Below are 18,182 nucleotides of genomic sequence, written 5' to 3'. Positions count from 1 at the left end.
TTTACTTTTCAACAAACACAATCGTTATTACAGCAAGAAAGGTCATCTAGAAACAAACCTTCTCGGCGATAGGCTTCCAAGGTCGTTGTATCGATTCCCAGACGTTGAGCGATCGCATTACCGACTACAGCAAATCGCTGCCGAAATTTATAAATGAAACAAAAAATTAGATTGCCGTGACGCACTGAAGGACCGACGACAAATAATCCTGGAGTTAGGGTAGACTCATCTTCTTCAGTCAGGGCTGCATAGCCATTTGACCAGTCAAATAGAGGTGCGATTTGTTTTAAACTGCTGTTAAATCCCGTACAGAGAATTGGCGGTGTGGAACTAAACCACTGTTCGTACTCGCTCTCCACCACATATCCTTTTTTTACTGCTTTGACTGCTTCAATGTTCTGTTCTCCAATTAGTTCGACCCGACCCATAGAATAAGCTCTTTCTAAACGTTTTAGACTATAAGGAGACAGAGAAACACTAGGATCTGAGTCTAAGTTTGACCAGCTACTCTGGCGATCGATTAACTTTACTTTTTTCCCTAATGCTGCCAAATTTGACGCTGCATCTACACCGCTTTCATAGCCTCCCACAACTACAAATTCTTTCCCCTTAAGCTCTGTCCAAGAACGTATTTGGGAATTATGAATGCAGAATTCTGCTCCTGGAAACGGATTAAGATTGGGATATTGAAACTCTCCTGCTGCCCAAATCACAAACTGCGATCTCAGCGAAGCTGAGGCACTGCGTGAACGCAACTCGCCTTTAGAAGTTTTCAAGACAAAGCCTTTGCCTTGAGGTAAAGCTGCAATAGTTTTCACATTTGTCTCGGTTTTTATAGGTAGTTGAAAATGCTCTGCTACAGTCTCCAAATATAGGGCATATTCTTTCCCCGAAAGATGTTCCTTTCTGAAACTGAGGGCAGGAGAAGTATTTAAAACTACTGCGTTGAGATCCAGCAATCCAAAACCATGACTGGGAAACGACGGCGTAATGAATCGCATTTCTTCAGGCCAACGCCTAAAAGAAGCCCCTACTTGATGTCGTTCTAAAATGACAAAGTTTTCAATTCCTAAATCTTTTAAGACTACTCCACAGCCAATTCCAGCAGCCCCAGCCCCCACAATTACAACTTCAAAACGATCGTTAGTTTTGTTCACCAGCAGACAATCTCGAATAGATACTTTATGACAATTATAATCATTCTATAAAAAAAAGCTAGCTTTCTAACAAACAATATTGGTGAGGCAGTGGTAAACCATGATTGACATCCTCCCACCGCTAAACTCCTTACGTCGCTATAGGGCGTTGCGAGAGCAAATGGACAAAAAACAACGCTGGACGTATAATTAGAATAATCAAACTAAATACTCCAGAACTGAACTAAGCGTATAAGTGGACTTATATCAAATCCCTTTGTCAAAACCCTTTTATAAAAATCGACCAAATCTTTGTATGCCACGAATCTATGGCTATGCAGATAAGGGGGGTTTGGGAACAGGATTTGGTATGAGACGGGTATTGCTATATGCGTTCGCGTAGCGGATCGTACCGAGCATCGCCTTTTCTATTCTGCTGCCAACGGCACCTTTTACACCTCTCCTGGGTCAATCCCCAGCTGTCGCAGACGTTCTGCTAATCTCGCTGCCTGCTGTTGAGCCAATTCCTTTTCCTGGCGTTCGAGTTGAGCTTCTTGTTCAGCCTCCTGCAATTGCTGCTGAGTCTGCTGCAACTGGTGCTGAGTCTGCTGCAACTGGTGCTGAGTCTGTTGAGCCTGTTCAGAGCCTGTGGGAATCCAGTTCCCTAATTCATCATACCAGCGTAACCATCCTCCATTCACCTCTTGGTATGACCCAGACCATACTCCTAGGCCCAGCCCTAATTCTGGCAGCCAGAATCTGTCGGTGTCCAAGCTTACCTGTTGATAGTTTAACCCTTTCAACTCAAAAATTCTTAACTCATTGGTATATCGGCTAAACACCAGATAATAAGGAATACGAAGGATACGTTCATAAACCTCCCACTTAGTCGGCGGTTGATCGATATCCCGTAGGGTTTGCCCTAAATCTTCTGATTCCGTCGTTGGAGAGAGCAACTCCACTACGATAAATGGACTGACCCCTTCCTGCCACATCACATAACTCAATCGTAAGTCTCGCTGTTCATAAAACCGAGACACCCCAACTACCCCAAACCAGTCCGGTCGTTTGTACCATTGAGGATGACGAACATCATAGTACAGATTCAAGTCAGTCCCCACAAAGATCTGATCCCTTGGGTAACTCGGTGGAGAGAATGTCTCCCGTAATAGCTGAGGTTGAAAATCATGAAACTCGTCTGGCAAACCTGGTTCCTCTGGATCTTCACTAGGGAGATCATACATCGTCGGTAGGGTTTCCTTGGCCGGACGAGGGGGGTCAGTTTGATACATAACAGACAATCGGATCAACTAGTTTTAGGGTAGCAAGAAGTTTCACTACTGATGAACTTATTAAGATTGCCAGAGTTTCAGATACTTTGAGCAGTCAGTAATGGTGCTACGCCCATGCTGTCCTTGTGATCAGCTATTAGTTGCAAGGCCAACAGAACCAGACTGACCATAAAAAGCTGACCGCTCAAGGTAAAATATGCTCCCACCTGCGCGCTACCTAATTTTTAACTGGCACCTACACCCACCGCCGTTTTGTCGGATGTGGTTTGAGCAGAAGTTTCGTCAGCCATACTCACCCCATTGCCCTTCTGCCGCCACAGTGATGTACAGATAATCTTCGAGCGATCGCAACGATCGACATATTTAGCAGCAATCTCGATTACCTCTTGCATCAGACCTTTAACCAAGGTGGTTGGTTTCAGACCCATTTCCAAGAAACATTTATTCTCCACAGCCAGTTCATTTTCTGCTGATTCGTTTCTAGGGTTCTCTAGATAGGCAATTTCCGCTCCAGTGATATCAGACACAATCTGGGCCAAATCCCGCACCCGATGGGTTTCGGTCATCTGATTCAAGATTTTCACCCTGTCCCCAGAAGCCGGAGGATTTGCGATCGCTAACTCTATACACCGCACTGTATCTTGAATATGGATAAATGCCCTGGTTTGACCCCCTGTTCCATGTACTGTCAACGGATGACCAATCGCTGACTGCATCAGGAACCGATTTAGGACCGTACCATAGTCTCCATCGTAATCAAACCGATTAATTAGCCGTTCATCCAGCTTTGTCTGCTTGGTCTGAGTTCCCCAAACAATCCCCTGATGCAGGTCAGTGATCCGCACCCCATCATTCTTGTTGTAGTAATAGAAAAACAGCTGGTCTTGAGTTTTGGTCATGTGATAGATACTGCCCGGATTGGCTGGGTACAAGATTTGCTGCTGTACCATTTTTCCCTCATCCGTAGTCACCTGGATATCTAAATACCCTTCCGGAATCTTCATCCCAGCAGTACCATAACCATAGACTCCCATGGTTCCTAAATGAACCACATGTATATCCAAACCCGATTCCACAATCGCAGCTAGCAGATTATTAGTCGCATTCAAGTTATTATCTACCGTGTAGCGCTTATGGCTAGATGACTTCATCGAATAAGGTGCAGCCCGCTGTTCCGCAAAATGAATCACCACATCCGGTTGATAGGTTAGGAATAGATTCAGTAAGCGATCATAGTCTTTCGCTACATTGAAGTTATAGAACTGGATTTGTTTGCCAGAAACCTCACGCCATGTCTTCAGACGAGTGGACATCGGCTGGTAAGGTGTTAAGGAACTCACTTCCAACTCATTATCAATGTTGCGTCGTGACAAGTTATCAACAATTACAATGTCATGACCACTATCAGATAGATGGAGAGCTGTGGGCCAACCACAAAATCCGTCACCGCCTAAAACTACAACTTTTTTCATCATCAACTCCTAGTTGTTTGTTTAAATGGTCTTTTTTGGTTGAATTGTCAGCGAGCTGCGACTATAGTATCCCGCTTTGGGAATTAACCGAGAACCAATCGAGAACCGATATATTTCCATCACCGGACTTCGTCGAGCTACGCTAACATCACCTGATCACCCCACTGTTACGATTACAGCAATCAGTTTTTTAGATGAAATCTAGTTCAGGGTATCGATCCATGATCTCCGATACCTCTTCCCTTTCAGAAGTCTTCTGATTCAGGATTTCCTTGAAGAAACGAACATAAGTGCTATAGACTTGGGTCGATCCGTCCTCATGATCAACAATGAAGAAAGGGGCTGCTTCTACCCCGTGCTTTATAGCTAGATCTAGTCCTTCGCTAGATGGCTGACGCTCATCAGCCACCACAATCTGGTCTATTCGACCCATCAGTCCTTTTTTTTCAAGTTTTTCTACCACATTGACGCACTTGCGACAGAAATTACCGTCCTTGTTGATTTTTTTAACTAACGTGATTTTCATTCTGTATTATTTAATACTGAGTTATTTTTCAAAAGCGTAATAAAGAAATTATCACAACCCACTCCCCACTTCTACCTAAAAATTAGGATTTCAACTGCAACAAGCTTGATTGTGCTGCAACGATTAAGTACCTGAACTGAATTTTTTTACCTAGTCTGTTTATTTCAGTGAGGGTTGCTCAAACCCTTACTGTTTGGTGTTCCTTCTTCGTCATTACCTGTTCTGTAGTGTTGTGTAAGCCACACTCTTTTTCTTTCTGCCCTTCCCACCACCAGCGACCTTCCCGTTCATGCTGATTGGGCAGAATTGGGCGAGTACAGGGTTCGCAGCCAATGCTAACGAAACCTTTAGCGTGCAATTGATTGTAAGGCACATCATTAGTGCGGATGTATTTCCACACTTGTTCAGAACTCCAGTTAGCTAGGGGGTTAAATTTAATCAGGGTTCGTTCTTGGGTCGAGAACGCCTTGTCTACCTGGACAACAGGGATATTAGCGCGAGTACTAGGACTCTGATCCTTTCGCTGACCCGTAATCCAAGCATCTAGCTTAGCCAGTTGGCGACGCAAGGGAGCCACTTTGCGAATACCACAGCACTCTTTGTGACCATCCTGGTAGAAACTGAACAACCCCTTTTGTTTAACCAGTGCTTCCACTGCATCCGTTTCCGGGAAAATCACCTCCAGTGGAATTCCATAGTGCTGTCTTACCTTCTCAAGTAGTTGGTAAGTCTCGGAGTGCAAGCGACCCGTGTCGAGGGAGAACACGTTCACATCTGGCTTAATCTTGGATGCCATATCCACAAGAACTACATCCTCCGCACCACTGAAAGAGATCGCGATGTTGTCAAATTTGTCAAGAGCCAGTTTCAGGATTTCCTGAGGACTCTTGTGGGCGTATTCGGATTCCAAATAAACAACATCCAGTTCAAACATGAACATCTCCTTACTATATGACAAAAGTGGTTGGACTTGCTGATTATACGACGTATCGATACCTTTATCCATCCTCAGCCTTCAGTTTTAAGCTCGTGTAATCGACCATAGTTCAGAAATTGTATATAGCACTTCAACGGCTGAAGTACATCCCTTGTGAAGAAACTTATCGCGCTTTGTAACCCGCGCTAATTAGAAACCTCTATAAATGTTTGCTGCCAATAGGAAGAGTTTCAGTAAATCTTAAAGGGTAATAAATATCTTCCTTTACCCCTTGCCGATACTTTTTAGCTACCATAATCTACCAAAGGCGGATTCTGGCTCACTAATGCAAGCTGCTTTCGCAGCCAGGGGGTATCTCCCAAAGCCCGCAGAAATATACCACGAGCGCCGTTGATGTCTCTATCCATGACTTTGCCATCAACCTTTGACTTAATAGTCTTACTTCCATTTATACTTACCAGTTCACCTGTCCAACTAACAGTTTTACTGGTGTAAGCCTCGCAGACATCTACCACTACCTTCCCAGTTTCCTGAGCTTTATGCTTCAGGAATTCCTTGAAGCGGTAATGAGCAAAGGTGAGCAGATTCCGAACGGTTTTAGATCGGATTTTTCTGTTTCCTTTCTTCGACATTTGAGATGTTTCAAAGGTGGGAAGTAGAATCACATCAAAATTATCAACCAGAAACCTAGCTGTCTTATGATGAAGTTCATTGATCAGATTCTGAATTTTGACAACCATTCGCCTAGAGGCTTTTATCATCCGACGCTTTTGTTCACGCTTAGCTTTGCTGATTTTAGACAGCAAATTATCTAAATGCTGGCACAAACGTTGAATTCGATAAAAATCTCCGTGCCCAATCTTCCCTACAGATGCCTCACTAAAAAAAGTGACGAAAGTTCTAACTCCAGGGTCTAAAGCCACCACTCTACCTTGGTTTTCGGTACATGATATAGCTACCTGGTGAGGGACTACTAGATAGTAGTCGCCATTATTACTAGTTAGTCGGCAGTCGCAGATGTCTACGGGCAAGTTTTCGGTATAAGTCAATTTACCCAGCTTTGTCTGGTATATCCCTGTCTCAGAAACTGCTGATTTAGGAATATAGCAAGACTGAATAGGATTTTTCCTTGACCTGAATCTTACCCGATTAATCTGTGACGTCTTTTTGTACTTTTTCTTGGCCTCCCTGACGGCGGTACAGGCGTCCTTAATCGCTATCGATTTTATTTGATAAGGTACTTCCTTGCACCAATCAGGAAGGTCGTTTAATATCCCTGTCTTAATTGCTTTCCAGTTGGCTTTTACAACGCCTGCTTGAAGGATTTTGACGGTTTCATTAAACACATAACGGGACACTCCGAACCACTTGCGAATAAGCGTACGCTGGTCAGGATTTAGGAACAGTCGAATCTTCTTTGATTTTTTGACCGTATTTCCTGAGTCCGTGAACCCGGCAGGAGAAGACGTGAATGATTCAGAGAATATCTGCGGTAAGTTCGGATCAAAGACAGCTTTCAGGTTGGTCGAGAACCAAGATTTTTCCACCGTTGAGACCGACCGGAGATGAAACCTTAGAGTAGTGCAGCCTTACTACAAAACCTTTACCCTATGCTGCATAATTTACCAACTATAAAGGCTGCACTACTCTTACGGTAACTTCTAACCAAGTACTCAATGAGTTCAAACCCAAACCGGGTAAGTCTGTCTCTACAGGTAACAACAATCGTGAGCTGATCTCCGCAGACAATTCGCTCCAGTATGGTTCTAAGCCCCTTCCTTTTGTAGTTGAGGCCGGAGCCGATATCTTTGATGATTTCTGCTTCAGGGAAGAGGGAGTGCAGATAGGCGACTTGACGGGCAAGATCGTCTCGTTGTTTTGTGCTGCTGACTCGGCAGTAACAGATTGTGTGACAAAGGGATCTGTTAGACTTTGGAGCCTTTCCAAAACGGAGAAGATCTGTTGAGTCAAAGAGTCTAGTTCCCCCAGGGGTTCGTTCGAATTTGAGTGTGCCATTATCTGCGTACTTCCTTAAAGTGTTCGGAGAAAGTCCCGTAAGTTCGACCGCCTTACGGATTGGGATGAGTGCCATCCTTGAAATCTAACACAATTTGGTAAATAATGCTAGATTTATTAACATTTATTTTAACTGTTACAAACCCTTTGATGTTCCCCCTTCCCCCTTCTCCTTTTCCAATCCCAAGCATTTGTAGCACCATTAAATAGAATTGATAGTATTTTCCTTTTGTATCCCACTCTTTTGCTGCCCTTGGTCAACGGTAAAAAAAAACCCATCGATATGTAGGATGGGGATTTCTTGACAGATTTTCCATTAAGGATTTGCCATGGCGCATGCTATAGAACTTGTGCCCTCAGCCAGGCTATCGGTAAGGATAACATCTTACGGAGTTTGGGCACATAGGCTCTTTGGCTAAATACATCGTAATGGTTGTGTTCAATCACATTGAGAATTTTCTGATAGAGCATCAACGCAGACCAAACCGGCCAACGGGCATCACGGCTTAGGGCTCTAATACCTCTTTCTGCTTTGGTATAGTAATCCCTTGCCCGTTGAATTTGGAAACGCATTAGTTCCTGCCAACGGTCATCAACCACACCTTTGAACAAATCATCCTCAGTGTAATTAAACCGTTGCAAATCTTCTAAGGGTATGTAAATACGACCTCGTCTAGCATCCTCTCCAATATCTCGGAGGATGTTAGTTAGCTGATTGGCAATACCTAATGCGATCGCTTCTCCCACCGGATTATAGGAGTTTGTTTGCTGATCCCAGGGTGCTTTACTAGTGGAGTTGTCAACCCCCAGCACAGCACTAGACATTAACCCCACCGTACCCGCCACCCGATAACAGTAAAGATTAAGTTCATCAAAGGTTTCATAGCGACTACGGTAGAGATCCATCTGCTGACCTGCAATCATATCCCGAAAGGGTTGAATATCTATTGGAAACCGTTCTAGGGTATCGACCAAAGCCACATCATAGTCATCGATGGGATGTCCGGCAAATATAGATTGCAGATGTTCTTCCCACTGATCTAGGGTTTCAGGGGTGGTTAAAGCCGCCTGGGGACCATCAACTAGTTCATCAGTTCGTCTGCACCAGACGTATATTGCCCAGATGGCTCGACGTTTGGCTTCTGGCATTAGTAGGGTGCCAAGATAAAACGTCTTAGAGTACTTCGCCGTAATCTGGCGGCATAATTCGTAGGATTTTGACCGGGAGGCCAGGTTTCTCATGGGCTGAGATTTGGGCAGTTGGAGCATTCTTAGCAACGTTGGAGATTGGAAGCTTTCAACTTTCATCCTTCAGCCCTCAGTACTCGCCCTTGGCATGGGTGAAGAGACTAACGGGATGTCAATCTCTGCTTTCTGATTGCCGGCTAGTGGTTGAGCGCTGGTTTGTGAAAGCCTAGTGCTGTTGTTATTTATTGCCTGCGATGTCAGCTTACCAGAAAGTACGGCTCCTTCCATACTTGCTAGGTATCGTTGCATAGTGTAATCCCCGCTTAGGAAGAAGTTGGCAATGGGTGTTTCTTGGGAGGGACGGTGCTGCTGCCGTCCTGGAGTTGCCTTATATACCGAACGGGGAGTCTTAACCACGTGGTATTTTAGCAGTTGAGCTGAGTTATCAGTACCAAAATGCTTGGGGAACAGTTTCTCCAGTTCTGCTAGGGTGGCATTCACAATTTCGAGATCGGATTTGCCAATCCAATTTTTAGCAGGTGCTAAGACCAATTCCAACATTGAGCGGTCGGGATTAGCGTACTCTTTGCAGGTATTGCTCATGTCAGCATAGACACTAAGCAGAGGTGATCGGGAAAATAACAGATGGTCAATATCCGTCAGTTTGCGGTCAAACCACATCTGCAGGTTAATTACCGGTACCCCCTCTAGCCCATCCAGCTGTTGGAAAAATTTCATTTGACCCCAAGGTTTGGGTATCATCAGCTTTAAAGGGTCTACCGGCATAGCTGATACATAAGCATCCGCTGTCAGAACTTGATCGGGTGCTCCATTCAATCCCCTAATCAGGAACCCACTGACAGTGTTGTCTGAATTGAGTAAAAATTCTTTAACTGGGGCATTCAAGCGTACTTCTCCACCCCGCTGTGTGATATAATCAACTAGTGGTTGACAGAGTCGCTCGGTGGGAGAACCATCCAAGAATGCCATCTTGGAACCGTTTTTTTCCTGTAGGAAGCGGTTAAGAGCAGTCAAGATTACAGTGGACGAAATTTCATCAGGCCCAATAAAGTTTAGTGCCTTAGACATGGCGATGAAGACTTCCTTCTCTACTCGCGGTGGTACGTTCTGTTTTTTCAACCATTCCGAGAAGGAGTATTTGTCCATTGCTTCCACATACTTTTGCCCTTGAAGCATGGCCGGAATCAACCCTATCCCAAAGCTAATCTTCTCGGGCCAGGTCAGCATGTCGTTATTGCGCAGAATTGCCACAATCCCATTGAGGGGAGCTGGTATATCTGGGAAGTCAAACCGGGAGTAAGTTCCAGGTTGATTTGGCTGATTAAAAATCATGGTGTGCTCTTTCCACTGCAGCCGGTCTTCAATACCCAGTTCTTTAATTAGCTGCAGCATATTGGGATAGGCACCAAAAAATATATGGAGACCAGTTTCATACCAGTCCCCATCTTGATCTTTCCAGGCTGCCACTTTACCGCCTAAAACATTTCGGCGTTCTAGGACAATCGGGGTGTGACCAGCGTCTGTTAGATATTTAGCACAGGAAAGCCCTGCTAGTCCGGCTCCAGCGATCGCAACTCGCATGTGATAGTAATACTGTAAATTTTTCGCTTAGGGGTGTTCTTTTAATTATACTTTGCATTTCGTTACATTTTACATCTGACCCCCAGGTTTTTCCGGGGGGTGGTAAGAGCGGGAAGAGGGGGAAGAATGAAATTCTCTGGTCTGATCGAATCTTCCTGACCTCCTGTGACACTCTTTCTGCAACCATGGCATGCTCCCCCCTGTTAACTCAGGTTCGAGTTAAACCCTAGCGCTAGCTTAAATCACACGGAATATAAATGGGTAGCGGTAGGATACATTGGGATCCCCAAGAATCTTGAGAATTGCCATAATCGGCAGTACCAAACTTAAAATAAATAACAGAGGCAGGAAAAGCCAACCAATCAGGATAATAGTCAAAGTCCCAAAAATTACCTCATATAGCCAGACATTGAAGTGAAAATTAAGGGACTCTTTGGCATTATCTTTGACTACTTGATCATCGGAGATTAACAAGATAGCCAGGGGAATTAACACGGAGATAAATGAGACACTAATGAAAATTGCTCCGTGACATAATGCTGATAAAAGCTTGCGCTTGTCGGGGTCATAGTCGATGTTATTTTTTTGGTCATAAACCATAATAGAGCTCCTTTATTTCGATAATGTATTCAATTTTACTTACCTATAATCATAGCATTTATCTCCCTATACTATAGGTAGTAAATTCCGTCCAAAATCAGGTATGAAATCACCACAAGCCTTGTTTCGGCTTCTCAAATTCAAATACTCGATCAAGATAAATTATTAACAGACATAGTTACATCCAGTCAAGAATAAATAATGCCAATAATAATTATAACAATGGTAGCTAATACTAGCTTATTTAACTCATTAATCGGGGATCTTAAGCTAATAAAAAACAAGAATTAATAACTAATTAGATGTGTCATAATTTAGTAATTTAGGAATCCTAAATGAATGAATTGTGATAATTTTGTTTCCTAATCCGTACTCCCTACTTCCTACTCCCTACTCCCTACTCCCTGTTCCCTATTCCCTGTTCCCTTTGCTATAAAAGATTGAATCAATTCGCGCAAGTTCAGAAAGCTGTTGTATCACACACGGGATTTGAACCCGTATATTCTCGATTTTGAGTCAAGTGCCTTTCCATTTGGCGAGTATGAAAGCTTTCCGGGTCAGGGCGCGAAAGTGACTCAGTTAATTCAATTTTTAAATTGTTTAGTTATGGCAGCTGATTTCCACTAGAATTAGGGTCCCCGCGCAAGTCAGTAAAGCTTTTAATAAAATGATGCTCTATCCATTTGAGCTACAGCGGCAAATAGCGCCGCTGATAGGATTCGAACCTATAACCTTCCGATTAGTAGATCGGTAGTATGTAAGCTTCAGCAGTTAGGGCGCGGGGGGAAATTTGGAACAATTGCTCCTGTGCAAGTTATAGCAGAAGTCAGAAGTCAGAAGTCAGAAGTCAGAAGTCAAACTCTTGCGCTTACTTAGGTTTGAGACTTTTGTCATGTCCGCGCCTGCCCTGGCGACTGCTATAACAAAAGCTTTGTAGGCTTCTTGAGATCAGGGCACAGGACAAAAGGTTTAACCTTTTAACACCTTTTAACCATAAACCTTAACCATAAACCGCTTCAGGTCTGATAATCAGATTGCGGTTGGTACTGCGGTCAATGACATAAGAGGTAAAGCGCTCTGGGGCTACATCAAAGTACTTCGCAAGTTGCTGTTTAACAGCAATATCGTTCATACTTTTGGCTATACCCAGCTGACCTTCAGCAATGTCGTAGGAACGACCTTCAAACCGAACATGAATCATTGGGCATCCCTCCTTGTAGCGCGATGTTTTATCTTTGACCTTACTTTTATACTACATACATATTACAAATGTGTCAAGTCCTTGGCACAAAATTTTTTAGGACTTAGGGATAAATGGTATATTTAACTTATTTAACCCTTAAAAGCAGGGAAATTCATTAGACCTTATACTAGGGACGGTAACTTGGGGCTGATATCGTTAGATTGTTCGCGACCCGATTGAAGCTCAACTAGGCGAGTGTTTATCTTAGGATTTAAAGTTATACAGTAAAATTTTATTATTTAATACAATCCAGCTCAAAATATTGAAATTAACTTTCAGCAAGCAATAGATGAGCAACTTTAAGGATCAAGTGGCACTAATCACAGGAGCTTCCTCTGGCATTGGAGCAGCTCTTGCTCATGAATTAGCCCGTGAAGGAGCCAATGTGGTACTCCTAGCTCGGCGAGCAGAACGATTAGAAGCCATAGCTTCACAAATTGATCCCAATGGTCAACGTGTACTTGCTATCCCCTGTGATGTCACGAAGGATGGTGAGCTTGATCAAGCAGCAACCTTTGCCCGTAGTAAGTTCGGCAAAATTGATATCGTTGTTGCTAATGCTGGCTGGTCTTTGAAGGGTAATGTGGAAAACCTCAGGGTGAATGACTATCGACGTCTGTGGGAAACCAATGTTTTTGGGGTACTGAGTACCATCTACGCGACCTTAGATGACCTCAAGAAAACTCAAGGAAGACTGGTCATTATTAGTAGCGTAAAAAGTTACCTTGCCTTGAGTGGTGATTCTCCCTATAGTATGAGTAAATTTGCTATCCGGGCTTTGTGTGAGTCGTTGTCTCAGGAGTTGGCTCCCCATGGGGTGTCGGTGACACACATTTGTCCAGGGTACGTTGCTACTGAAATTCGTCAGCTAGACAATCAGGGAATTTGGCATTCAGACTGGCAGGATCCTATTTCGCCCAGGCTTCTGATTTCTGCTGATCAAACTGCCAAACAAATTGTTAAAGCTATTTCCCGACGACAACGGGAACAGGTAATAACAAACTACGGCAAGCTGATTGTCCTGATCAAACGTCACATGCCTTGGTTGCTCTCATTGCTGATTTCAAAATTCAAAATCAAGGTAGCTTCTAAGCCTTCACCAATTAAGCACTAATATTTTTTACTATAGCAATTATCAGCGACGTTTGGGCGTTGCTGAATTAAGGAATGAATACGCGATTATCTGATTTTATTACAGCCCCCTAAATCCCTCGCTTGGGGGGCTAGGGGGGCGAAAGCATACCCAAAATCAGCAACGCCTTTTCCAGAAAGTTGTCTCCGACTACCTGTTTTTGCACTTAGCCATACCTTTAGCAACCTGAAACTAATTACCAGATCCCTTTTTATGGCCATAAAAAACTGTTTTAAACTCTAAAAAATCGCTATTTGGACTATAAAGCGTATAAGTAGCCTTTCCTGGTTCTTTGCCTACATTTCCTACACCAACAACTCTTCTTTTGGGTGCAGTAATAGTTTCCACGGGTTGCTGGCTATCTAAAGTCATCACCGAACTATTTACCGAACCTCCTTGTAGTTGATATTCAAATACTTGACCCGAACGACCACAAAAGAGATGATTTGCCTGGACTCTTTGCAAGCGGTCTAGCATTTTCCAGGGTAGGGTTTCGGGGGTTAACTCATCGCTGACGCTAACAGTGCTACCGTGAATTAACAAACAATCTAATTCAAAGAAGCCAAAATGACAGTTGCGTAACCACTGTACGGTTTCGCGAGATACAGAATCCCAAAGAAGTTTAGCAGTTTCTTTACCAAAGCGCTCGATTAATTCTGTCGGTTCTGGTGTCGAACCCAAACCGTGTAAAGTAAAGCATTGTTCTTCCCACCAGCCGACGCATACTTGGGGTTCTAATTCTCCAGGTAAAGGATTCTGAATTCGTTTAATTACTTGTTCGCTATCTTGGTTAGCTGCTACGATATCGCCCAGAACATACAATACTTCCACCTTAAAGCGCTGGCGTTTGATATCTGCCAACACTGCTTCGTAAGCTGCGATATTTCCTTCAATTCCGCTTAAAATTGCCCACATTGATTTTCAATTTAAATATTTAAGTAATTTAATTTACCTCTCACACACATGAGTCGGATCGTCGGCTTTTTCGGCAAATTCCAAACCTCTAGCCAAACGCCAAGCGAAAATCGGTGGTAAACCAGCATCTAAGATGGCAGCGCAGGTGGTTTTATAGTCATACTCCACTTCCCGCAAGTTTACTGCTTGTGTTTCCGTGTCATAGATAACATAGGTAGCATTGGGACGACCATGACGGGGTTCGCCTACCGAACCGACATTGATAATTCGCTTCAGGGGAGTATTAAAACTTATGGTTGGTTGTTCGTTTCTACTGGGTTGACGAACTTTAACCTGTAATTGTCCAGAATCTAGGGTGCGGACATAGGGAAAGTGGGTATGTCCGCAAAATAATATATCTGCATCGCTGGAGAGAACTCTTTCTAAAGCAGTGAAAGCATCCATTTCGGATAACAAATATTCGTGGTTGCTATTAGGACTACCATGTACGAAACAGAGATTATCTTCTTTGTAGGTATGGGGTAGTTGGGCTAAATATTCCCTAACTTCGGGATTGACGTGCTTATTTGTCCATTCGTGGGCGATTTTACCTCTTTTTTCCGCCAACAGGGAAGGATAACTACATTCACAAGCATTTAGTCCTTCTACAATATCTTCATCCCAACAACCCTGTACAGTGGGAATATCTAAAGAACGAATTTGTTCCACCACTGCATTAGGATAGGGACCATAACCCACTAAATCCCCCAGACAATAAATTTTTTCTGCTTTTTGTTCGTCAATATCCAGTAAAACTGCATCTAACGCTGCATAATTACCATGGATACAAGATATCACTGCTATTTTCATACCACTTCTACCTCTGGTTCAATTTCTAAAGACTCTTTTACTTGTTGTTGGTAATAATTAATTGCCGATTCGGGAAGACAGCAATCTTGGACAGTTTGAACAATTTCAGCTTTATCTAAATTACTACCTACTATTTCAAAACCACTAAAACGATCTGGTTTACCATTTAACCAACGGGGTAATTTTAAAGGTGTAAATGCTAATTCGGATTCCCCTAGTATGAAGTCACCATAATAAATTTGTCCATCCATTAGGTCGAAAAGTCCTTTTACCCGAGCTACCTCACCGTAAGCACCTTGAGTAAGTTCCAGCCAAAAAGTAGCTAAACTATCAAAATCTAAAATTTCCCCCGTCAAAACCCCCCGATGAATCTGCAAAGCTGTGGTTGGCTTAGTGATGTTATTTCCTGGAATAACTTCATCCGCCCAAGTATTTAACTCTGTACTATCTGTATCGCCGGGGATTATGGCTACTCGATGGGGGTTAAAAGTTTGCAGTAAAGGTTCAATTCCGGCTAAATCCAAATACCAGGGAATCTCTAGATAAGTAATGGTTTTGTGTAATTCCGCTTCTTCCCCTGTCTGATAAAGTTTTAGTTGAGGGTATTCACTTTGGAGATATATTGCATCAATGGGTACGGAATCGGTTTGAGGACTGAAATAACCTACAGGTTTATTGCTTTGGACTATTTGTTGACGAATCCAGTGGGTTTTACCGCCACCGGTCGGACTGGCGACAGCAATAATCATAAGCAGTTTTTTTTTATGACGATAATCATTGTATCAAAAAAAGAGATGAGCTTTATACCCATCTCTCATGCTGCCACGCGAATTAATTAATGCATTGAAGGGTTGTGGTGAATTAAACTCATAAACTCCTGACGGGTTTTTGGATCATTTGCAAATACACCTCTAACCGCACTAGTGGCAGTCCAAGAACCAGGTTTTTGGACTCCTCGCATTACCATACACATATGGCTTGCTTCCACTACTACCGCTACCCCTTTTGGTTTTAATAATCCTTGAAGGGCATCGGCAATTTGGGCAGTTAATCTTTCCTGTACCTGCAAACGTCGTCCGTACATTTCACAAATACGAGCAATTTTCGACAGTCCGATTACCTTACCGTCGGGAATATAAGCGACGTGAGCGTGACCGAGAATAGGTAAGATATGGTGTTCGCAGGAGCTAAATAGGTCAATGTCCCGAACTAATACCATTTCATTGGTATTTTCGTGAAATACTGCCCCGTTGAGGAGTTCGTCTAAAGATTGATGATAGCCAGAAGTCAGAAATTTCAAGGCTTTGACCACTCTTTTAGGAGTATCTTTCAAGCCTTCGCGGTCTGGGTCTTCTCCCAATCCTAACAGTAAAGTCCGTACCGCTTGGCGCATCTCTTCTTCAGAAACGAGAGGTTGTTGGGTGGTATTTAGTTTTGGTAATTTGCGATCAATTTTCTCAATCTGGTTGGGTTCGGACTTACCTAAGGTCATGAATTTGAATTAGATGAAATTAAACAGTAACAGAAGTAGCCAAGCAGTTATAGGACTTACGCAAATCCCTCAATTTACACTACCTGTAGTGTGAACAAGGTGTGGCCTAGCCTACCCATGGAGTCTGTGCGTAAGTCCTGAGTTATTTAACTTTTGGCGAAGTTTATCGGTATCTAAATGATAACCGATAAAGACTAGCTGATTAACAGGAGGAGTAGACCAAAGTTCGGACTTGATCTCGCTGCCCTGTCCGCAGAGTTGGAAAATGTGACGTAATGGTACTGGTTCCGTCGAATGTGAAGGAGAAAAGCCTTGCAGGTCATGAAATAGGGGCATGCTGGAGTTAATAGAAGCCTTTCCTCAATGGTGGTTGTATGATCGAACTATTTTCCTACCCATGTCCTGGATGTGGGAGTGAGGATGTGTCCCCTCACCACCGCTATAGTACTCAAAACCATGGTTTCCGTACGATTTATCATTGCCGAGAGTGTGACATCTATTTCAGCGAGACCATAGCAGCCGCCACTGGCGGGTCTGACCACTCCCCTGAGTCGGTAATCCGTGATTCTTAAAGCCATAAGGGTCAATATGGGGCTGAATGCCACAGCTATAACCTTCAGTGTGTCAAAAAATAGTGTAATTGATTGGAAAAGACGTTTAGCGGGTCTCAAACCTACCCTGATGCTTTATGCCCTGCTCCATCAGTTTATTCATCAGGAGATAGAAGGAGATGAGCTGTTGACGATTGTAGATAAAAACCTACCTGCTTCAGAATCACCACGGATGGACAATGGTCTTGATGGAGCGAGGCAGTCGATTTCTATGGGAATTGCACTGTGGACCGAAAGACCAACAGTTATTTGAGCAGGGGTTGAAAGTCGTGAGCGTTGGTGATTGACCAAACCGGAAGCCTCAATCTCTTAACCGATGGAGAACGACGATATGGCAACCTGCTGTTTGAGATCTGCCATGAGGTGATGCGCACGGGGCGACCGGGACGTCCACCAAAGGGGTTGCAAATTTCAATGCTTCTGGGGGACATCGTAACGAGCGCCTTTCGGCGTAAAACCAACACCTATGGGTTAATCTCGCAAAAACCTTCAAAGAACCCTTGATGTCTACTGGTTAGTACACAACTGTGTACGAGTTCATTTTACCACAAAGATTGTGCCTGCGGTGAAGTTAGGCATTTTGGAGGTGGGCATATCTTGGTCGCAGTTATTCACAATTCGATATGCTCTGTAAACAACTAATGTCAAAACTTTTCGCTTCTCACTCGGCGGAACCAGTGCCGACTTTCGGCAATCTTTACATTTTTTGTCCTGTACTTAGGTTGATTTAAATGGGAATGGTCAGATTGAACTCAGTGAATGGTTAGAATGCCTCGATAAGCGTTTGGATTATGATTTTTCTGAAGCCTTTATCAAGCTCATTGATGGCAATGAAGATGGCAAAATTGTGATAGATGAACTTAGACTATTTTATCAAGCTTACCAAATCGATACAACTCATATAGAGGAAGCTTTTGAAACTCTCGATCTCAATCTTGATAGTTCTATTTATAAAGATGAGTTCAAACAAATCTTCGAACAATTTTTGTATAGTGAGGATGTGCAAGCACCTGGAAATTGGTTTTTAGGTGTTAGTTTAGCGAAGCAGCTCTGAAGTTTTGGGTAGTTTGTTACATTAGTCATTGGTCATTAATTATGGCTATTTAGTTTGAAAATTCCCACTCATGGTGAACCCTAGGGCGATCCGAACGTGCGATCGCACCATAAGAAC

At 43.3% G+C, this 18,182-nt stretch carries 20 protein-coding genes, 1 tRNA gene and 2 pseudogenes; 4 read left to right on the top strand and 19 right to left on the bottom strand.

Features of this window, described 5'->3' with window-relative positions; all coding sequences use genetic code 11:
* Positions 1-8: 8 nt before the first annotated feature.
* The 13 genes and pseudogenes from F6J94_RS01625 to F6J94_RS01565 all read right to left on the bottom strand — a co-directional run bounded on the left by F6J94_RS01625 (position 9) and on the right by F6J94_RS01565 (position 11,970).
* Positions 9-1,157 (bottom strand): NAD(P)/FAD-dependent oxidoreductase, encoded by a 1,149-nt coding sequence (locus F6J94_RS01625; protein ID WP_293018838.1) that lies wholly within the window; start codon positions 1,155-1,157, stop codon positions 9-11.
* 431 nt (positions 1,158-1,588) lie between these two features.
* Entirely contained in the window at positions 1,589-2,428 is an 840-nt protein-coding gene (locus tag F6J94_RS01620) for a Uma2 family endonuclease (protein WP_293036214.1), read from the bottom strand.
* A 224-nt stretch (positions 2,429-2,652) separates the two neighbouring features.
* Positions 2,653-3,903 (bottom strand): NAD-dependent epimerase/dehydratase family protein, encoded by a 1,251-nt coding sequence (locus F6J94_RS01615; RefSeq protein WP_293036211.1) that lies wholly within the window; start codon positions 3,901-3,903, stop codon positions 2,653-2,655.
* A 187-nt stretch (positions 3,904-4,090) separates the two neighbouring features.
* Positions 4,091-4,426: a hypothetical protein gene (locus F6J94_RS01610; RefSeq protein WP_293036208.1), complete on the bottom strand. Its 336-nt coding sequence runs from the start codon at positions 4,424-4,426 to the stop codon at positions 4,091-4,093.
* A gap of 178 nt (positions 4,427-4,604) precedes the next feature.
* On the bottom strand, positions 4,605-5,360 hold the full coding sequence (locus F6J94_RS01605; RefSeq protein ID WP_198954314.1) for a phosphoadenylyl-sulfate reductase: 756 nt from the start codon (positions 5,358-5,360) through the stop codon (positions 4,605-4,607).
* A 287-nt stretch (positions 5,361-5,647) separates the two neighbouring features.
* The gene (locus tag F6J94_RS01600) at positions 5,648-6,769 is read right to left on the bottom strand and encodes a transposase (protein WP_293036253.1); all 1,122 of its coding nucleotides are present in this window, start codon (positions 6,767-6,769) and stop codon (positions 5,648-5,650) included.
* Positions 6,753-6,863 (bottom strand): annotated as a pseudogene (locus F6J94_RS01595) (IS607 family transposase); the annotation flags it as partial. The pseudogene F6J94_RS01595 and the gene F6J94_RS01600, both read right to left, overlap by 17 nt.
* A 103-nt stretch (positions 6,864-6,966) precedes the next feature.
* Positions 6,967-7,455, bottom strand: coding sequence for an IS607 family transposase (locus tag F6J94_RS01590; protein ID WP_293036203.1), 489 nt, complete (start codon positions 7,453-7,455; stop codon positions 6,967-6,969).
* A 263-nt stretch (positions 7,456-7,718) separates the two neighbouring features.
* A complete protein-coding gene (crtB, locus tag F6J94_RS01585) occupies positions 7,719-8,648 on the bottom strand; it encodes a 15-cis-phytoene synthase CrtB (protein WP_293036251.1) in 930 nt (309 codons plus the stop codon).
* 42 nt (positions 8,649-8,690) lie between these two features.
* Positions 8,691-10,169 (bottom strand): 15-cis-phytoene desaturase, encoded by a 1,479-nt coding sequence (gene pds, locus F6J94_RS01580; RefSeq protein ID WP_293036200.1) that lies wholly within the window; start codon positions 10,167-10,169, stop codon positions 8,691-8,693.
* A 237-nt stretch (positions 10,170-10,406) separates the two neighbouring features.
* A complete protein-coding gene (locus F6J94_RS01575) occupies positions 10,407-10,769 on the bottom strand; it encodes a DUF4870 domain-containing protein (RefSeq protein WP_293036197.1) in 363 nt (120 codons plus the stop codon).
* 474 nt (positions 10,770-11,243) lie between these two features.
* Positions 11,244-11,314, bottom strand: a tRNA-Leu gene (locus tag F6J94_RS01570).
* A 455-nt stretch (positions 11,315-11,769) separates the two neighbouring features.
* On the bottom strand, positions 11,770-11,970 hold the full coding sequence (locus F6J94_RS01565) for a hypothetical protein (protein WP_070393156.1): 201 nt from the start codon (positions 11,968-11,970) through the stop codon (positions 11,770-11,772).
* 331 nt (positions 11,971-12,301) lie between these two features.
* On the opposite strand from F6J94_RS01565, the gene F6J94_RS01560 reads away from it, so the two are divergent.
* Complete coding sequence (locus tag F6J94_RS01560) at positions 12,302-13,126, top strand: SDR family oxidoreductase (RefSeq protein ID WP_293036192.1); 825 nt, start codon at positions 12,302-12,304, stop codon at positions 13,124-13,126.
* A 210-nt stretch (positions 13,127-13,336) separates the two neighbouring features.
* Here the strand turns inward: F6J94_RS01560 and F6J94_RS01555 are convergent, their stop codons facing one another.
* The 6 genes from F6J94_RS01555 to F6J94_RS01535 form a co-directional block, all read right to left on the bottom strand.
* Positions 13,337-14,059, bottom strand: a complete 723-nt coding sequence (locus F6J94_RS01555; RefSeq protein WP_293036189.1) for a metallophosphoesterase family protein — start codon at positions 14,057-14,059, stop codon at positions 13,337-13,339.
* A gap of 33 nt (positions 14,060-14,092) precedes the next feature.
* Positions 14,093-14,908 (bottom strand): metallophosphoesterase family protein, encoded by an 816-nt coding sequence (locus tag F6J94_RS01550; protein WP_293036185.1) that lies wholly within the window; start codon positions 14,906-14,908, stop codon positions 14,093-14,095.
* Positions 14,905-15,657, bottom strand: a complete 753-nt coding sequence (locus F6J94_RS01545) for a GTP-binding protein (protein ID WP_293036182.1) — start codon at positions 15,655-15,657, stop codon at positions 14,905-14,907. Before F6J94_RS01545 ends, F6J94_RS01550 begins: the two co-directional genes overlap by 4 nt.
* 86 nt (positions 15,658-15,743) lie before the next feature.
* Positions 15,744-16,400, bottom strand: a complete 657-nt coding sequence (folE, locus tag F6J94_RS01540) for a GTP cyclohydrolase I FolE (protein WP_293036179.1) — start codon at positions 16,398-16,400, stop codon at positions 15,744-15,746.
* Positions 16,401-16,511: 111 nt separating this feature from the next.
* Positions 16,512-16,736: a GTP-binding protein gene (locus F6J94_RS34090; RefSeq protein WP_365972856.1), complete on the bottom strand. Its 225-nt coding sequence runs from the start codon at positions 16,734-16,736 to the stop codon at positions 16,512-16,514.
* A gap of 47 nt (positions 16,737-16,783) precedes the next feature.
* The gene (locus F6J94_RS01535) at positions 16,784-16,978 is read right to left on the bottom strand and encodes a hypothetical protein (protein WP_149030998.1); all 195 of its coding nucleotides are present in this window, start codon (positions 16,976-16,978) and stop codon (positions 16,784-16,786) included.
* 43 nt (positions 16,979-17,021) lie between these two features.
* Between F6J94_RS01535 and F6J94_RS01530 the strand changes: the two genes are divergently transcribed.
* The 3 genes and pseudogenes from F6J94_RS01530 (at position 17,022) to F6J94_RS01525 (ending at position 18,065) form a co-directional block, all read left to right on the top strand.
* On the top strand, positions 17,022-17,264 hold the full coding sequence (locus F6J94_RS01530; protein ID WP_293036173.1) for a hypothetical protein: 243 nt from the start codon (positions 17,022-17,024) through the stop codon (positions 17,262-17,264).
* 468 nt (positions 17,265-17,732) lie between these two features.
* Positions 17,733-17,783: pseudogene (locus F6J94_RS34085) on the top strand (hypothetical protein); the annotation flags it as partial.
* Positions 17,784-17,795: 12 nt separating this feature from the next.
* On the top strand, positions 17,796-18,065 hold the full coding sequence (locus F6J94_RS01525) for an EF-hand domain-containing protein (RefSeq protein WP_293036170.1): 270 nt from the start codon (positions 17,796-17,798) through the stop codon (positions 18,063-18,065).
* Positions 18,066-18,182 lie beyond the last annotated feature (117 nt).

Origin of the sequence: Moorena sp. SIO1F2 (genome assembly GCF_010672755.1) — a bacterium.
In the GTDB taxonomy this organism is placed as follows: Bacteria; Cyanobacteriota; Cyanobacteriia; order Cyanobacteriales; family Coleofasciculaceae; genus Moorena.
The sequence above is the reverse complement of the archived record's forward strand: the minus strand, read 5'-3'. Positions and strand labels throughout refer to the sequence as shown.

What these genes read in the sequence shown, in the direction of transcription:
- F6J94_RS01535 (WP_149030998.1), bottom strand. Translation starts at nt 16,978, where the DNA reads ATGGCTTTAAGAATCACGGATTACCGACTCAGGGGAGTGGTCAGACCC.
- F6J94_RS01545 (WP_293036182.1), bottom strand. Translation starts at nt 15,657, where the DNA reads ATGATTATTGCTGTCGCCAGTCCGACCGGTGGCGGTAAAACCCACTGG.
- F6J94_RS01615 (WP_293036211.1), bottom strand. Translation starts at nt 3,903, where the DNA reads ATGATGAAAAAAGTTGTAGTTTTAGGCGGTGACGGATTTTGTGGTTGG.
- F6J94_RS01555 (WP_293036189.1), bottom strand. Translation starts at nt 14,059, where the DNA reads ATGTGGGCAATTTTAAGCGGAATTGAAGGAAATATCGCAGCTTACGAA.
- F6J94_RS01620 (WP_293036214.1), bottom strand. Translation starts at nt 2,428, where the DNA reads ATGTATCAAACTGACCCCCCTCGTCCGGCCAAGGAAACCCTACCGACG.
- F6J94_RS34090 (WP_365972856.1), bottom strand. Translation starts at nt 16,736, where the DNA reads ATGCCCCTATTTCATGACCTGCAAGGCTTTTCTCCTTCACATTCGACG.
- F6J94_RS01565 (WP_070393156.1), bottom strand. Translation starts at nt 11,970, where the DNA reads ATGATTCATGTTCGGTTTGAAGGTCGTTCCTACGACATTGCTGAAGGT.
- F6J94_RS01560 (WP_293036192.1), top strand. Translation starts at nt 12,302, where the DNA reads ATGAGCAACTTTAAGGATCAAGTGGCACTAATCACAGGAGCTTCCTCT.
- F6J94_RS01590 (WP_293036203.1), bottom strand. Translation starts at nt 7,455, where the DNA reads ATGGCACTCATCCCAATCCGTAAGGCGGTCGAACTTACGGGACTTTCT.
- pds (WP_293036200.1), bottom strand. Translation starts at nt 10,169, where the DNA reads ATGCGAGTTGCGATCGCTGGAGCCGGACTAGCAGGGCTTTCCTGTGCT.
- F6J94_RS01610 (WP_293036208.1), bottom strand. Translation starts at nt 4,426, where the DNA reads ATGAAAATCACGTTAGTTAAAAAAATCAACAAGGACGGTAATTTCTGT.
- crtB (WP_293036251.1), bottom strand. Translation starts at nt 8,648, where the DNA reads ATGCTCCAACTGCCCAAATCTCAGCCCATGAGAAACCTGGCCTCCCGG.
- F6J94_RS01575 (WP_293036197.1), bottom strand. Translation starts at nt 10,769, where the DNA reads ATGGTTTATGACCAAAAAAATAACATCGACTATGACCCCGACAAGCGC.
- F6J94_RS01550 (WP_293036185.1), bottom strand. Translation starts at nt 14,908, where the DNA reads ATGAAAATAGCAGTGATATCTTGTATCCATGGTAATTATGCAGCGTTA.
- folE (WP_293036179.1), bottom strand. Translation starts at nt 16,400, where the DNA reads ATGACCTTAGGTAAGTCCGAACCCAACCAGATTGAGAAAATTGATCGC.
- F6J94_RS01605 (WP_198954314.1), bottom strand. Translation starts at nt 5,360, where the DNA reads ATGTTTGAACTGGATGTTGTTTATTTGGAATCCGAATACGCCCACAAG.